General features: G+C 54.5%; 14 protein-coding genes. 10 read left to right on the top strand and 4 right to left on the bottom strand.

What is annotated here, in order from left to right; genetic code table 11:
- Positions 1–43: 43 nt before the first annotated feature.
- On the bottom strand, positions 44–664 hold the full coding sequence (sodA, locus tag C2U53_RS10820) for a superoxide dismutase [Mn] (protein ID WP_044257452.1): 621 nt from the start codon (positions 662–664) through the stop codon (positions 44–46).
- A 286-nt stretch (positions 665–950) separates the two neighbouring features.
- Between sodA and rhaT the strand changes: the two genes are divergently transcribed.
- The gene (gene rhaT, locus C2U53_RS10815) at positions 951–1985 is read left to right on the top strand and encodes an L-rhamnose/proton symporter RhaT (RefSeq protein WP_042998900.1); all 1035 of its coding nucleotides are present in this window, start codon (positions 951–953) and stop codon (positions 1983–1985) included.
- On the opposite strand, the gene rhaR is transcribed toward rhaT, so the two are convergent.
- Together rhaR and rhaS (C2U53_RS10805) are read right to left on the bottom strand one after the other, a co-directional pair.
- Positions 1982–2830 carry an HTH-type transcriptional activator RhaR gene (gene rhaR / locus C2U53_RS10810; RefSeq protein WP_042998899.1) on the bottom strand — a complete coding sequence of 283 codons (849 nt, stop codon included), beginning with the start codon at positions 2828–2830 and terminating at the stop codon, positions 1982–1984. The genes rhaT and rhaR overlap by 4 nt on opposite strands.
- A gap of 140 nt (positions 2831–2970) precedes the next feature.
- Positions 2971–3807, bottom strand: a complete 837-nt coding sequence (rhaS, locus tag C2U53_RS10805; protein ID WP_042998898.1) for an HTH-type transcriptional activator RhaS — start codon at positions 3805–3807, stop codon at positions 2971–2973.
- 300 nt (positions 3808–4107) lie between these two features.
- On the opposite strand from rhaS (C2U53_RS10805), the gene rhaB reads away from it, so the two are divergent.
- The 9 genes from rhaB (at position 4108) to rhaM (ending at position 14007) form a co-directional block, all read left to right on the top strand.
- A complete protein-coding gene (gene rhaB, locus C2U53_RS10800; protein ID WP_104445893.1) occupies positions 4108–5577 on the top strand; it encodes a rhamnulokinase in 1470 nt (489 codons plus the stop codon).
- Positions 5574–6833, top strand: a complete 1260-nt coding sequence (gene rhaA, locus C2U53_RS10795) for an L-rhamnose isomerase (RefSeq protein ID WP_042998896.1) — start codon at positions 5574–5576, stop codon at positions 6831–6833. The genes rhaB and rhaA overlap by 4 nt, the downstream gene beginning before the upstream one ends.
- Before the next feature lie 110 nt (positions 6834–6943).
- Positions 6944–7771, top strand: coding sequence for a rhamnulose-1-phosphate aldolase (gene rhaD, locus C2U53_RS10790; RefSeq protein ID WP_042998895.1), 828 nt, complete (start codon positions 6944–6946; stop codon positions 7769–7771).
- A 99-nt stretch (positions 7772–7870) separates the two neighbouring features.
- On the top strand, positions 7871–8857 hold the full coding sequence (rhaS, locus tag C2U53_RS10785; protein WP_042998894.1) for a rhamnose ABC transporter substrate-binding protein: 987 nt from the start codon (positions 7871–7873) through the stop codon (positions 8855–8857).
- A 119-nt stretch (positions 8858–8976) separates the two neighbouring features.
- Positions 8977–10482, top strand: coding sequence for a sugar ABC transporter ATP-binding protein (locus C2U53_RS10780; protein ID WP_104445892.1), 1506 nt, complete (start codon positions 8977–8979; stop codon positions 10480–10482).
- Positions 10482–11486, top strand: a complete 1005-nt coding sequence (locus C2U53_RS10775) for an ABC transporter permease (RefSeq protein ID WP_042998892.1) — start codon at positions 10482–10484, stop codon at positions 11484–11486. Before C2U53_RS10780 ends, C2U53_RS10775 begins: the two co-directional genes overlap by 1 nt.
- Positions 11483–12487: an ABC transporter permease gene (locus C2U53_RS10770; RefSeq protein ID WP_042998891.1), complete on the top strand. Its 1005-nt coding sequence runs from the start codon at positions 11483–11485 to the stop codon at positions 12485–12487. The genes C2U53_RS10775 and C2U53_RS10770 overlap by 4 nt, the downstream gene beginning before the upstream one ends.
- 60 nt (positions 12488–12547) lie before the next feature.
- Positions 12548–13696, top strand: coding sequence for a lactaldehyde reductase (fucO, locus tag C2U53_RS10765; RefSeq protein WP_042998890.1), 1149 nt, complete (start codon positions 12548–12550; stop codon positions 13694–13696).
- Positions 13693–14007, top strand: a complete 315-nt coding sequence (rhaM, locus tag C2U53_RS10760) for an L-rhamnose mutarotase (protein ID WP_042998889.1) — start codon at positions 13693–13695, stop codon at positions 14005–14007. The genes fucO and rhaM overlap by 4 nt, the downstream gene beginning before the upstream one ends.
- A 42-nt stretch (positions 14008–14049) precedes the next feature.
- Here rhaM and C2U53_RS10755 read toward each other — a convergent pair whose 3' ends face one another.
- Positions 14050–15441 carry a carbohydrate porin gene (locus C2U53_RS10755; RefSeq protein WP_104445891.1) on the bottom strand — a complete coding sequence of 464 codons (1392 nt, stop codon included), beginning with the start codon at positions 15439–15441 and terminating at the stop codon, positions 14050–14052.
- Between the last annotated feature and the right edge of the window lie 284 nt (positions 15442–15725).

Genomic DNA, 15725 nt, shown 5'->3' with positions numbered 1-15725 from the left:
CGCCGACGGGGTCATATAAACGCGATGTCTTGTTAAATAAGACTTATTTTTTTGCAGCGAAACGCGCAGCCGCTTCGTCCCAGTTCACCACGTTCCAGAACTCTTTGATGTAGTCCGGACGACGGTTCTGGAATTTCAGGTAGTAAGCGTGTTCCCACACGTCCAGGCCCACAATCGGGAAGCCAGACGCACCAGAAATCGCTTCACCCATCAGCGGGGAATCCTGGTTTGCGGTTGAAACGACCGCCAGCTTGTCGCCTTTCAGCACCAGCCAGGCCCAGCCGGAACCGAAACGGGTGGCGGCAGCTTTTTCGAATTCTGCTTTGAAGTTATCAACAGAGCCGAAATCACGTTCGATAGCCGCTTTCAGATCGCCCTGCAGGGTAGTGCCCTTTTTCAGGCCTTTCCAGAACAGGCTGTGGTTAGCGTGACCGCCCGCATTATTACGCAGAACGGTTTTCTTGTCGGCCGGTACCTGATCCAGTTTAGCGATCAGCTCTTCAGCAGACAGGTTAGCGAATTCAGGCAGACTTTCCAGCGCCGCGTTGGCGTTGTTTACATAGGTCTGGTGGTGTTTGGTATGGTGGATTTCCATCGTCTGCTTATCGAAGTGCGGTTCCAGCGCATCATAAGCGTACGGCAGGGATGGCAGTGTATAACTCATAATCATCTCCATTATTGTCGAGCGGCCGGGTGTTAACGCCGCGTAAGCAGTTGGTTCATTATAGTTAATTAAATGATATTGAAAATGATTATCAATGCCGTACTTTTACTAAGGTTATTACATTAACGTCTATTGCTGATTATGTGAGCCATATCACCCACTTAACCGGGTCTTTGCCAGAAAGGGAAAATCGCGGCAATCGGCAAAAGGTTATACATCTGCGCAATTTTTAAACTCATGACGTCGGAAGGCTAGAAACGACGATAAAAACAATGAGGATGATGTGATGAGTAACGCGATTACGATGGGTATTTTTTGGCATTTGATAGGTGCGGCCAGTGCAGCCTGTTTCTATGCCCCGTTCAAACAAGTGAAACAGTGGTCATGGGAAACCATGTGGTCGGTCGGTGGGATTGTCTCGTGGCTGATCCTCCCGTGGACCATCAGCGCCATGCTGCTGCCTGACTTCTGGGCCTATTACAGTTCATTCAGCCTTTCCACTCTACTGCCGGTGTTTCTGTTCGGCGCCATGTGGGGCATCGGCAATATCAACTACGGTCTGACCATGCGCTACCTCGGCATGTCGATGGGGATTGGCATTGCCATCGGCATTACGCTGATTGTCGGTACGCTGATGACCCCTATCATCAACGGCAATTTTGATGTGTTGATTAACACCGAAGGCGGGCGTATGACGCTGCTCGGGGTGCTGGTTGCGCTGATTGGCGTCGGGATCGTCACACGCGCGGGCCAGCTCAAAGAGCGTAAAATGGGCATCAAAGCCGAAGATTTCAACCTGAAAAAAGGGCTGTTGCTGGCGGTAATGTGCGGCATTTTCTCCGCGGGCATGTCGTTTGCGATGAACGCGGCGAAGCCGATGCATGAAGCCGCCGCGGCGCTGGGTGTAGACCCGCTGTATGTCGCCCTGCCGAGCTATGTAGTGATCATGGGCGGCGGCGCGTTGGTCAACCTGGGTTTCTGTTTTATTCGTCTGGCAAAAGTGAAAAACCTGTCGGTAAAAGCCGACTTCTCGCTGGCAAAATCGCTTATCATCACCAACGTGCTGCTGTCCGCGCTGGGTGGCCTGATGTGGTATTTGCAGTTCTTTTTCTACGCCTGGGGCCACGCGCGCATTCCGGCGCAATATGACTACATCAGTTGGATGCTGCACATGAGTTTCTACGTGCTGTGCGGTGGTATTGTCGGTCTGGTACTGAAAGAGTGGAACAACGCCGGGCGTCGTCCTGTCAGCGTCCTGAGTCTGGGATGTGTGGTGATCATCATCGCCGCCAACATTGTCGGTCTGGGTATGGCAAGCTAATCCGTTGAATTACTGAGATGACGCCACTGACTGGGCGTCATCCCGGTTTCCCGCGTAAACACCACAGAAAAGTAATTACTGTCTTCAAAGCCACACTTCATCGAAATCTCACCGATCATCAGACGGCTGTGCTGAAGTAAATATTGCGCATGACAGACGCGAACCTGGCGCTGATACTGGTTAATCGTCATTCCGGTCTGGCTACGAAACTGCTGGCGCAGCACGCGTTCACTGCACGCTTCCCGATCGCAGAAGACATCCAGCGCAAACGGACGCTCCAGACTGGCGGCCAGCGCGGTAATCAGTTTATCCAGCAGCGTTTCGCTGGAGGTCGCCGGCAGCGTGTCGGTCGCATAGCGATGACGCTTCAACGTCATCACCAGTTGGCCAAAGAGCAGCTCCGCCATGTCGTTGGCGATCGGATCGTGCTGGTTACTTTCATGCTCAAGCTGGCTTATCACCTGGCGCGCCTGCGTCATACCCACACTACCCAGTCGCCAGTGCGGCTGTCGCGGTGTGCCGTTAAAACCCGGGATCGCGCTCTCCCAGCCCAGATTCAACTTTAGCCGCTCCGGACAATAGATGATGTTCTGTAACACGAGATCGTTAACGGAGGTGTAAGAGTGCTTGTCTTCGGCGCGAATATAAAACAGATCGCCACGGGTGATGCGATAGGGACGGTCATTGAGCACATGCAGACCATTGCCGCGCCAGACGATCACCAGCTCACAAAAATCATGCGTATGTTCGGCAAACACATCCTGCGGATAGCGATCGGCGACAGCGACGGCCTGTCCGGCATTCGCAAAGAAGTCATCTTTTAGAAGAATCAGTTGATTCGCCACCTGAATATTCCTTGCCGGATGATGGCTTCGCCTTATCCGACCCGCAAATTACGTCAACACCCAGGCCGGATAAGATTTCCGGCATCACAGATCGATGATTATTAACATTCTGGCGGCGAAAAACGTTGATAGCATTCGCGTTACTGAAGTAACGCATCCCGTCCCTGGCGAATGTCGCGCGGCGACCAGTCAAATTCACGGCGAAACAGGGTCGAAAAGTGGTTACTGTCGCCAAAACCACAGCGATAGGCGATTTCTGTGACGCTTTCATCGCTATGACGCAACAGATGGCGGGCTTTGATTAAGCGCAGACGGTTAAGATAGCGCTGCGGCGTCAGCCCAGTCTGTTGTTTCAACTGGCGGTGCAGCGTGCGCAAGGAAAGCGAGAAGCGATCGGCCAACGCCTCCCAGCAGACCTCCTCCGCAAAATGATCTTCCAGCCAGGCCATCAACTGGTTCAGGCGCGCATCGTTATTGTCCGCCCCTTCCATCAGGCTACTTTTGCGCAACAGCACCAGCAGTTGCATAAACAGAATTTCACGATTGGCGACGCCGGGGAGATCGCTCTCATCGCCGTCCTGTTCCATTTTTGCCACCAGTTGGCGCACCTGTTGTAGCGCGCTCTGATTCACCCGCCAGTGAGAGGGATACACGCCATCCTGTTCCTGCGGCAGTAACTGATCTAACCCTGCCAGAAAGCGGAACGCATCGGGCGAACGGTAGAGCACATTGGTCAGGCAAAGATTGTCCGTATGCTCATACAAGTGCCGGTCATGGTCGCGGACAAAGCAAACCGTACCGCCGCTGATGGTATAGGGCTGTCCATTGAATACATGAATACCGGTGCCATGTTCCACAATCACAATCTCATGAAAATCATGATGATGCTCTGGAAAAGCGGACTGAGGTAAGCGGGGCTCAATGGCCACAGGCGCTTTACCTGATGGAAAAAAATCCACGCAGTGCAGTACGGTCATGATGGCATCCAGGTCAAATGAACATGTCAGAAATAGTAATTAAGGGTTAGCCACCTCACCTTAAATTTTTGACATAAAACCGAGCAAACAAGGTCAATTTTTCAAGAAAAGACGGGAAAGATCCGGAAATGCGGACGGCGTCACATCAGGGGAAATCGCGCCTATTACCGGAAACTGTGAACGTTATCACGTTCACCTTTGCTTTCTTGCCAACGGCCAATTTTGCCTGTCAGTAACAAGAAGGTGAGCCATGACGAGGTTTTTTAGACTGGGCTTAATGAAACTCAGAAGGACCTCACTATGACTTTTCGCCATTGTGTCGCTGTCGATCTTGGCGCCTCCAGCGGACGCGTAATGCTGGCGCGCTATGACAGTGAAGATCGCACCCTGACGCTGCGTGAAATCCATCGCTTCGCGAACTGCCTGCAAAAGCAGGACGGTTTCGACACCTGGGATCTCGACAGTCTCGAAGACGCCATTCGCCTGGGGCTGGAAAAAGTCTGCGATGAAGGCATCCGCATTGACAGTATCGGTATTGATACCTGGGGCGTGGACTATGTCCTGATCGATAAACAAGGCCAACGCGTCGGGCTACCGGTTTCTTATCGTGACAGCCGCACCACAGGCGTAATGCAACGCGCACAGGAACAGCTCGGTAAAACCACTATTTATCAACGCAGCGGGATCCAGTTTCTGCCGTTCAACACGCTCTACCAGCTGCGTGCGCTGGTTGAACAGCAGCCGGAGTGGGTTTCGCAGGTCGCACATGCCTTGCTGATCCCCGACTACTTCAGCTTCCGTCTGACCGGGGAGTTGAACTGGGAATACACCAACGCTACCACCACGCAACTGGTAAACATCAACAGCGATGACTGGGATGAGACGCTGCTGGCATGGACGGGGGCAGACAACGCCTGGTTTGGTCACCCGACGCATCCGGGCAACGTGATTGGTTACTGGATTTGCCCGCAGAAGAATCAGATCCCCGTGGTGGCCGTCGCCAGTCACGACACCGCCAGCGCGGTGATCGCCTCGCCGCTGGCTGATAAACACAGTGCGTATCTCTCCTCCGGCACCTGGTCGTTAATGGGCTTTGAAAGCCGAACGCCTTACACCAACGACGCCGCGCTGGCGGCGAACATCACCAATGAAGGCGGCGCGGAAGGGCGTTATCGGGTGCTGAAAAATATCATGGGTCTGTGGCTGCTGCAGCGCGTGCTGAAAGAGCGCCAGGTGGACGATCTGTCCGCGCTGATTGCCGCCACGCACGCATTGCCCGCCTGCCGTTTTCTGATCAACCCGAATGACGATCGCTTTATCAACCCCGCCAACATGAGCGCTGAAATTCAGGCCGCCTGTCGCGAGTCCGGACTGCCGGTGCCTGATAGCGATGCAGAACTGGCGCGCTGTATTTTCGACAGTCTGGCGCTGCTGTACGCCGATGTGTTGCAAGAACTGGCGACGCTGCGCGGCGAGACCTTCAGCCAGTTGCACATTGTCGGCGGTGGCTGCCAGAACGCCATGCTGAACCAACTGTGCGCCGATGCCTGCGGTATTCGCGTCATGGCTGGGCCTGTTGAAGCCTCTACGCTCGGCAACATCGGTATCCAGTTGATGACGCTGGATGAACTCAACAACGTCGATGACTTCCGCCAGGTGGTCACCGCTAATTACAACCTGACGACGTTTACCCCCAATCCTGACAGTGAGATTGCCCGCTATGTGACGCAATTTCATTCAAAACGACAGACAAAGGAGCTTTGCGCATGACCACTCAACTGGAACAAGCCTGGGAACTGGCGAAACAACGCTTCGCCGCAGTAGGTATTGATGTCGAGGAGGCGCTGCGCCAGCTCGATCGTCTGCCGGTCTCAATGCACTGCTGGCAGGGCGATGATGTAGCCGGTTTCGAAAACCCGGAAGGATCGCTCACCGGCGGTATTCAGGCCACCGGTAACTACCCGGGTAAAGCGCGTAATGCCCATGAGCTACGCGCCGATCTGGAGCAGGCGCTCAGCCTGATCCCTGGGCCTAAACGCCTGAACCTGCATGCCATCTATCTGGAATCCGATACCCCGGTCGCCCGTGACAAAATCAAACCGGAACACTTTAAAAACTGGGTAGAGTGGGCAAAAGCGCATCAACTTGGTCTGGATTTCAACCCGTCCTGCTTCTCGCATCCGCTGAGCGCTGACGGCTTCACGCTGGCGCATGCCGACGACACAATCCGCCAGTTCTGGATCGACCACTGCAAGGCCAGCCGCCGCGTATCCGCCTACTTTGGCGAGCAACTGGGCACGCCGTCGGTGATGAATATCTGGATCCCGGACGGCATGAAAGATGTCACCGTAGACCGCCTGGCCCCGCGTCAGCGTCTGATGGACGCGCTGGACGAAGTCATCAGTGAAAAACTGAACCCGGCGCACCATATCGACGCCGTTGAAAGCAAACTCTTTGGCATCGGCGCAGAAAGCTACACCGTCGGCTCCAACGAGTTCTACATGGGATATGCCACCAGCCGCCAGACCGCGCTGTGCCTTGATGCGGGCCACTTCCATCCGACAGAAGTGATCTCCGACAAAATCTCCGCCGCCATGCTGTATGTGCCGCGTCTGCTGCTGCACGTGAGCCGCCCGGTGCGTTGGGACAGCGACCACGTGGTACTGCTGGATGATGAAACCCAGGCGATTGCCAGCGAGATCGTACGCCACAACCTGTTCGACCGCGTCCACATCGGTCTCGACTTCTTCGACGCCTCCATCAACCGCATCGCGGCATGGGTCATCGGTACCCGCAATATGAAAAAAGCGCTGCTGCGCGCCCTGCTGGAACCCACCGAACATCTGCGCCAACTGGAAGCCAGTGGCGATTACACCGCACGCCTGGCATTGCTGGAAGAGCAAAAATCGCTGCCGTGGCAGGCGGTATGGGAAATGTATTGCCAGCGTCATGACACACCCGCTGGCAGCCAGTGGCTCGAGAGCGTTCGCGCCTATGAGAAAGAGATTTTGAGCAAACGCGGTTAACACATTATTGCCGGATGGCGCTGCGCTTATCCGGCCTACTGACACATTCAACATCGCAGGCCCGATAGGCGCATTGCCATCGGGCATTGACTAAAACAGGTAGACCTTTTATGCAAAATATTCTCGACGCCTGGTTTGTCCAGGGGATGATTAAAGCCACCTCCGACGCCTGGCTGAAAGGCTGGGACGAGCGCAATGGCGGCAACCTGACGCTGCGTCTCGATGACGCGGATATTGCCCCTTTCAGCGCCGATTTCCATCCTGCGCCACGCTACATTGCCCTAAGCCAGCCAATGCCGCTGTTGGCGAACACGCCGTTTATCGTGACCGGCTCTGGTAAATTCTTCCGCAACGTACAACTCGATCCCGCCGCCAATTTGGGCATCGTGAAAGTGGACAGCGACGGAGCGGGCTACCACATTCTATGGGGGCTGACGAACGAGGCGGTGCCCACCTCTGAGTTGCCGGCACACTTCCTGTCGCACTGCGAACGTATCCAGACCACGCAAGGTAAAGATCGCGTGATCATGCACTGCCACGCCACCAACCTGATCGCTCTGACCTACGTGCTGGAAAACAGCACCGCGCTTTTTACCCGCAAACTGTGGGAAGGCAGTACCGAGTGTCTGGTGGTCTTCCCGGATGGCGTGGGCATTCTGCCATGGATGGTGCCGGGCACCGATGAAATCGGCCAGGCCACCGCGCAGGAAATGCAGAAACATTCGCTGGTGTTGTGGCCGTTCCACGGCGTATTCGGCAGCGGCCCGACGCTGGATGAAACGTTTGGACTGATCGATACCGCCGAGAAGTCCGCCGAAGTGTTAGTCAAAGTGCTGTCGATGGGCGGTATGAAGCAAACCATCAGCCGCGAAGAACTGATCGCGCTGGGTAAACGCTTTGGCGTCACCCCGCTCGCCAGTGCATTAGAACTGTATTGATAACAACATCGCGCCCCGCTCACTGAGACGGGGCGAACTCTGTCACCTGCAAATCCAAACCATTCCCCATGGGAATCAACATGATGTGGAGTAAAAGCAATGAATATAAAGACAAGCTTGATCCTCACCGTTGCCGCTCTGGCGTTGTCCGGTTCCGCTTTAGCTGAAGTAAAAATCGCCCTGGTGGCGAAATCGTTAGGTAATGGATTTTTCGAAGCGGCAAATGTCGGCGCTCAGGAAGCCGCCAAAGAGATCGGTGATGTCAAAGTAATCTACACCGGTCCCACCACGACTACCGCTGAAGCGCAGATCGAAGTATTGAATGGGCTAATCGCCCAGGGTGTTGATGCGATCGCCATCTCTGCCAACGATCCCGATGCCGTTGTACCCGTCCTGAAGAAAGCGATGCAGCGTGGTATCAAAGTCGTGTCATGGGATTCCGGCGTCGCGCCTGCGGGGCGGCAGATCCACCTTAACCCGTCAAATAATGCCCTGATCGGCGAAACCAACGTCAAACTCGCCGCCGATGCGCTGAAGGCGTTGAACGTGGAGAAAGGCGATGTGGCGATCCTGAGCGCCACGCCAACGTCGACCAACCAGAATATCTGGATTGCGGAGATGAAAAAGGTGCTTCCGCAGTATCCGTCTATCAACCTGGTGACCGTGGCTTATGGCGACGATCTCTCAGACAAGAGCTACCGCGAAGCAGTAGGGCTGCTCAAATCTTACCCGGATCTGAAAGTGATCGTCTCCCCGTCTTCCGTCGGCATTGTTGCCGCGGCGCAGGCAGTGAAGGATCAGGGCAAAATTGGCAAAGTGTATGTGACGGGTCTCGGCTTGCCATCCGAAATGGCGGGCGCGGTGAAGTCAGGCGCGTCGAAAAGTTTTGCGATCTGGAATCCTATCGATCTGGGCTATGCGGCGACGTATCTGGCGGACGATCTGGTTAAAGGCACCGCCAGCAAAACCGAAGCCAATATGGGGAAACTGGGTAAAGTGCAACTGGATGCCGACGGCAATGGGGCGATGGCTAAGCCATTCGTCTACGATGCCAGCAACATTGATAAGTTCTCAAAAATCTTCTGATCCCTGGGTCACGCCGCCGGGTGACGTTGTGCTTATCCGGCCTGCGGGTACCGATACGTTTTGTAGGCCGGATAAGCGTTAGCGCCATCCGGCAACACTACATGAAGAGGAGAACCGACATGTCCACCCCTTTATTGCAACTTCATGGGATCACCAAGATATTCCCCGGCGTGCGCGCCCTTGAGAACGTGCAGCTCGATCTCTGGCCAGGCAAAGTGACCGCGCTGGTGGGCGAAAACGGCGCGGGGAAGTCCACGCTGGTCAAAGTCATGACCGGCATCTATCAGCCTGATGAGGGGGAAATCCTCTACAAGGCTATTCCTGTTCAGCTCCCGACGCCGGAAGCGGCGCATAAAGTCGGCATCACCGCGATTCATCAGGAAACGGTGCTGTTCGATGAGCTGTCGGTGACTGAGAATATTTTTGTCGGCCAATACCTGTATAAAGGCTTTTTCAAAAAGCTCGACTGGCCAGAAATGCACCGTCGGGCGCAGGCGATCCTCACCCGCCTTGAGGTGCAGATCGATCCGCGCGCCACGCTGAAAACCCTGAGCATCGCCCAGCGCCATATGGTGGCCATTGCCCGTGCGCTTTCCTTTGAGGCCCAGGTAGTGATTCTCGATGAACCGACCGCCGCACTGTCGCAACACGAAATTCTGGAGTTCTATCAAATCGTTGAGCGCCTGAAGCAGGAAGGCAAAGCGATTCTGTTTATCTCCCACAAGTTCGATGAAATCTTTGAGCTGGCGGATCACTACACCATTCTACGCGACGGCGTATTCGTCTGTTCCGGCGACATCCATGAGATTAGCGAAGAGCGGATGGTCGCCATGATGGTAGGACGCGCGATTACCCAGACTTTCCCGAAAGTGGCCTGCGAGAAAGGCGAGACGGTACTGGAGGTGAAAGATCTCTGCCATCCCACTGAATTTGCCCACATTGATTTCACTCTGAGAAAAGGGGAGATCCTCGGTTTCTACGGGCTGGTGGGGGCAGGACGGACCGAATTGATGCAGGCGCTGTCCGGCGTATCCCGGCCTTCTCACGGTGAAATCCGTCTCAACGGACGGGCCATTCATTTTCATCAGCCTGCCGATGCGATTCGCGCTGGTATTGTCTGCGTGCCGGAAGAACGACAAAAACAGGGGGCAATCATTGAAATGAGTATCGCCGAGAACATCAGCCTGCCGCAGTTGAGTAAGCTGAATCCGCGTGGCGTGCTCAATGCGGCGCGAGAGTGGCAACTGGCGGACAGCTATGCTAAACGCCTGCAGGTCAAAGCGTTTAGCTGGCGTCAGGCGGTCGAAACGCTTTCCGGCGGCAATCAGCAAAAGGTGGTGATCGGTAAATGGCTCGCCACCCATCCTGAAGTGATTATTCTCGACGAACCGACCAAAGGCATCGATATCGGCTCAAAAGCGGCGGTGCACCAGTTTATGTCCGAACTGGTGGCGCAAGGGCTGGCGGTGATTATGGTCTCCTCTGAACTCCCGGAAGTGATGGGCATGGCAGACAGAATTATCGTCATGCACGAAGGGTTGATGGTCGCGCAATACCGCGCCGGTGAAGCCACAGCGGAGGCCATTGTCAGCGCCGCCAGCGGCATCAATAAGGAGGCAGCATAATGATTCAGCGCCTGCTCAAACACCGCGAAGCCCTGCTGGCAGCGGTTATTCTCCTGATGATCGCCGCCATCGGCAGTCGCGTCCCGTCGTTTGTCTCTCCTGGCAACCTGGCTGAAATCTTCAATGACACCTCGATTCTGATCATCCTTGCGCTCGGGCAAATGATGGTACTACTGACCAAAGGTATCGATCTGTCGATGGCCGCCAATCTGGCGCTCACCGGGATGATCGTCGCCCTGCTCAACTTCCAGCATCCTGAGATCCCCGTCTGGGCGTTGATATTACTGGCAACCGCCTGCGGTCTGGTGATGGGAATGATCAACGGTCTGCTGGTCTGGAAATTAGGTATCCCGGCGATAGTGGTCACGCTCGGTACCATGAGCATTTATCGCGGCATTATCTTTTTGCTGTCGAACGGCGGCTGGATTAACTCGCATCAGATGAGCGACAGCTTCCTCGCCCTTCCTCGTTTTGCTCTGCTTGGCCTGCCGGTACTGAGCTGGTGCGCCATCGCCGCCGTTATCGTAGTCAGCTACTTCCTGCGCTACAGCCGCACAGGGCGAGCGCTGTACACCGCAGGCGGGAATGCCACTGCGGCGTATTACACCGGGATCAACGCCGGGAAAATGCAGTTCATCAGCTTCTGCCTGTCGGGTGCCCTCGCCGGTTTCTGCGGCTACCTGTGGATTTCCCGATTCGCTGTTGCCTATGTCGATGTAGCTAACGGTTTTGAGTTACAGGTTGTGGCAGCCTGTGTGATTGGGGGTATCAGTACGATGGGAGGAATCGGTCGCGTTCTCGGTTGCCTGTGTGGCGCATTGTTCCTTGGCGTGATCAATAACGCATTGCCCGTCATTGGCATCTCACCCTTCTGGCAGATGGCTATTTCCGGCGCGGTGATCGTGATTGCCGTTCTGCTCAACGAACGCAGCAATAAACACAAAGGCCGGTTAATTCTGCGCAACGCAGCGCTGGCACGGCAAAAACAGGCGGTGAACTCATGAATAAAGTGATGACGTCTGAAGCGATCGAACGCGCCCCCGATACGCGCGCGGTCTGGCAACGCCTGTTGTGCTGGGAGGGTTTTCTGTTCGCCGTCACCCTGGCGGTATTTATCGTCAACGCGCTGGCCTCGCCGTACTTCCTTAATATCTGGAATCTCTCCGACGCAACGTTCAACTTCACCGAAAAAGCGATCATCGTGCTGCCCATGGCGATGCTGATTATCGCCCGGGAAATTGATCTCTCGGTGGCGTCAACTCTGGCGCTGAGTTCGACGGCCATGGGGTTCTGCGCGGCAGCGGGAATGGATACGCCCCTGCTGGTCTGCGTCGGGCTGGGAACCGGACTCTTGTGCGGGCTGCTGAACGGCATCCTGGTGACGCGGTTTAATCTCTCATCCATCGTGATCACCATCGGCACCATGAGTTTGTATCGCGGCATAACCTACATTTTACTCGGCGATCAGGCGCTGAATGCTTACCCGGAAAGCTTTACGTGGTTTGGTCAGGGCTACGTCTGGGGCGCGCTGTCGTTCGAGTTTGCGCTGTTTATCGTACTGGCGATCGTGTTCACCTTCCTGCTGCACAAAACGAACTTTGGTCGCCGCACCTACGCCATCGGTAATAACCCGGTGGGCGCGTGGTACTCCGGCATTAACGTGAAACGTCACAACCTGATTTTATTCGCTCTGGTCGGACTCATGGCGGGACTGGCCGCCGTGTTGCTCACCTCCAGACTCGGCAGTACGCGTCCCACCATCGCGATGGGCTGGGAGCTGGCCGTGGTAACAATGGCGGTGCTGGGTGGCGTCAATATTCTCGGCGGCTCCGGCAGCATGACTGGCGTCATCATCGCAGCGTTCCTGATGGGGCTGGTGACCTTCGGCCTGAGCCTGCTCAACGTGCCGGGCATCGTGATGTCGATCATTATCGGCGCGATGCTGATCGTGGTGATCTCGCTGCCGATTCTTACACGCCGAATGATGCAACGACGACGAATCTGAATCCCTCCGGCGACATGGAGTTTTGCCGCCGGAAATATCATCACTTTAAGGAGAAACAACATGAGCTTTATGCTGGCACTTCCGAAAATCAGTCTGCATGGCGCGGGCGCGATTGGCGATATGGTGAACCTCGTAGCGAATAAGCAATGGGGAAAAGCGCTGATCGTCACCGACGGTCAACTGGTTAAGCTGGGCCTGCTCGACAGTCTGTTTGCGGCGCTGGATGAGCACAAAATGTCGTACCACCTGTTCGATGAGGTGTTCCCGAACCCGACCGAAGCGCTGGTGCAAAAAGGCTACGCGGCTTATCAGGACGCGAACTGTGATTACCTCATCGCCTTTGGCGGCGGCAGCCCGATCGATACCGCTAAAGCCGTGAAAATCCTCACCGCGAACCCGGGGCCTTCCACCGCTTACTCCGGCGTGGGGAAAGTGAAAAACCCAGGCGTACCGCTGGTTGCCATTAACACCACTGCCGGAACCGCTGCCGAGATGACCAGCAACGCCGTGATCATCGACTCCGGACGCCAGGTGAAAGAGGTTATCATCGATCCGAACATTATCCCGGATATCGCCGTGGACGATGCCAGCGTGATGCTGGAAATCCCGGCCTCCGTGACGGCAGCAACCGGTATGGACGCGCTGACCCACGCGGTGGAAGCATATGTTTCTGTTGGTGCACACCCGCTGACTGACGCCAATGCGCTGGAAGCGATTCGCCTGATCAACCTGTGGCTGCCAAAAGCGGTCGATGATGGCCACAACCTGGAAGCGCGCGAGCAAATGGCGTTTGGTCAGTATCTGGCGGGGATGGCGTTCAACAGCGCCGGCCTGGGGCTGGTTCACGCCCTGGCGCACCAGCCGGGCGCCACGCATAACCTGCCGCACGGCGTTTGTAACGCCATCCTGCTGCCGATTATCGAAAACTTTAACCGCCCGAACGCAGTGGCGCGTTTTGCCCGCATCGCGCAGGCGATGGGTGTCGATACCCGTGGTATGAGCGATGAAGCAGCAAGTATGGAAGCGATCAACGCCATCCGCGCATTAAGCAAACGTGTCGGTATTCCGGCTGGTTTCAGCCAGCTTGGCGTCACTAAAGAGGATATCGAAGGCTGGCTGGACAAAGCGCTGGCGGATCCTTGTGCGCCGTGTAACCCGCGGACTGCCAGCCGTGACGAAGTACGCGAGCTGTATCTGGAGGCATTATGATCCGCAAAGCGTTCGTGATGCAGGTGAATGCCGACGCACATGAGGAGTACCAGCGTCGGCATAATCCCATCTGGCCGGAGCTGGAAGCTGTGCTGAAAGCGCACGGGGCGCATCATTACGCGATCTATCTCGATGCGCCGCGTAATTTGCTGTTTGCGACCGTAGAGATTGAGTCCGAAGAACGCTGGAACGCCGTTGCCAACACTGACGTTTGTCAGCGCTGGTGGAAGCATATGCGCGACGTCATGCCCGCAAATCCGGATAACAGCCCGGTGAGCGCAGAGCTGAAAAACGTGTTTTATCTGGAGTAATCGATGAGCCCGGTAGACCTCGGCGCTACCGGGCCTTTTCGTTTAGAAATAATATTTAAAGCGAACGCGACCACCATAACGATTATCAGAATCGTCGCCGTTCACGTTATCGCCTTCGCTATCCAGAATTGAGTAATATGCGCCAAGGTAAATATTGAAGTTTTGCATATTCATCACATTAGCAAACTGATACGACGCGTGAATGGTATGAATGTCATAGGTGCCTTTATTATTAATCCAGCAGCCGTCATCACACACCACCCCTTCAAAGTCATCAATTTTGTTATGCGCGTAGATATAACCTAATTCAAAACGTTTCCACAGCGCGTTCAGCCCGGCGGTAAAATCGTTTTCATTATTGGCATCAAGATAAGCGGTATTCAGGTTTACCACCATGCCATTCTCCGGATCGCTCTTTAAACCATTCCATGTCATCGTCATACCGTAACCGGTACGGTCCGACTGATCGACAAATTTACCGTTTGAGTTGGTGTAGCCATAGGCGTTATTGACGACGTTCGACTCCATCGCGGCAGCTACCGAGAACGCATCCTGCGACCATGAAATAACCGGACGCAAATAGGCAACGTTTTTCTGTTGATCCATTCTCCGGCCGTGGAATTCGTCATCGTTATAGAGTGAAGTGCCTTCTTCCAGCAGAGTGTTTAACTCGAAGTACCAGTTATCCACCTGCTTGCTGACGAGGAAGTTACCGCCAGCATCAGAACGACCGCGGCCTTCTTTCATCATGTAGATGTAACCGCTGCCGTCGTCATACAGATTGTTGGCGGTATTCCCCGAATGCTCAACAAAGGTATCCTGATTCAGCGGGAACATATCGTAGGCTTCGAAGCGCCCCACCTTCACTTTCCAGTCATTCTCTTTACCAAAGAAGAAGACGGCATCATCGATATTCACCGTACCGGTCATATCCCCCAGCGGTTGGGCGGAGAATCCGGCATAATAACCCTCACCCAGCTTACGTGTACCATCAAAGCCCAGTAAAATCCGGCCATTAATATTCCACTGTTCGTTAGTCGGGTCATGGTCAACACTGGCATTGGTCATTGCCAGCAAGCCATGATTACTTTCCGCATCTATGTTGAATTCAACGTCACCATAGATTTTCAGATCGCCATAACCGGAAAGCAGCAGATTCGGTGTCGCGGCATTCTTTTTCGTCTCCTCAGGAGGGGTTTGGCCGTTAACTGGCGTGTTGCCCTGTGCCGCCTTAATTTCACGGATTTCGGTTGCCTGTTGGGTCTGTAATTGCTGAACCTGATTTTCCGCCTTTGCCGCCCGATATTCTGCGGCCTCCAGTCGCGCTTCCAATTGTTCGAGCCGTTGTTCCAGTGTCATTTTTTGCGTTTTAGCAAAACCATTATTAGCGATTAATAACAGACCTATTGCTAAAGCCAGCGTCGATTTCCTCATTTATTTGCGCTCCTTGAAAATAAATAATGGACAGCGTATTTCTTTGAGAAATACGCAAAATGAATAACAAAATAGTATGTGTTATTTTTATATTTAATAACGGCTACAATTGATGATAATAATCAACTGTTACCGCGCCGCAGGCCAGCAATTACTAACATGCAGCTTTCTTTGTGTAAACGCAGAAAGCTTTCAGTTCGTGAGGAATATAACAAAAGGGCTAAAATAAACGAAATATCATAAAAACAATTAAATATGCATTAAGAGAAAAAATAATTAGAAGT

Source organism: Citrobacter sp. CFNIH10, from assembly GCF_002934585.1.
GTDB lineage: Bacteria > Pseudomonadota > Gammaproteobacteria > Enterobacterales > Enterobacteriaceae > Citrobacter_A > Citrobacter_A amalonaticus.
The sequence above is the reverse complement of the archived record's forward strand: the minus strand, read 5'-3'. Positions and strand labels throughout refer to the sequence as shown.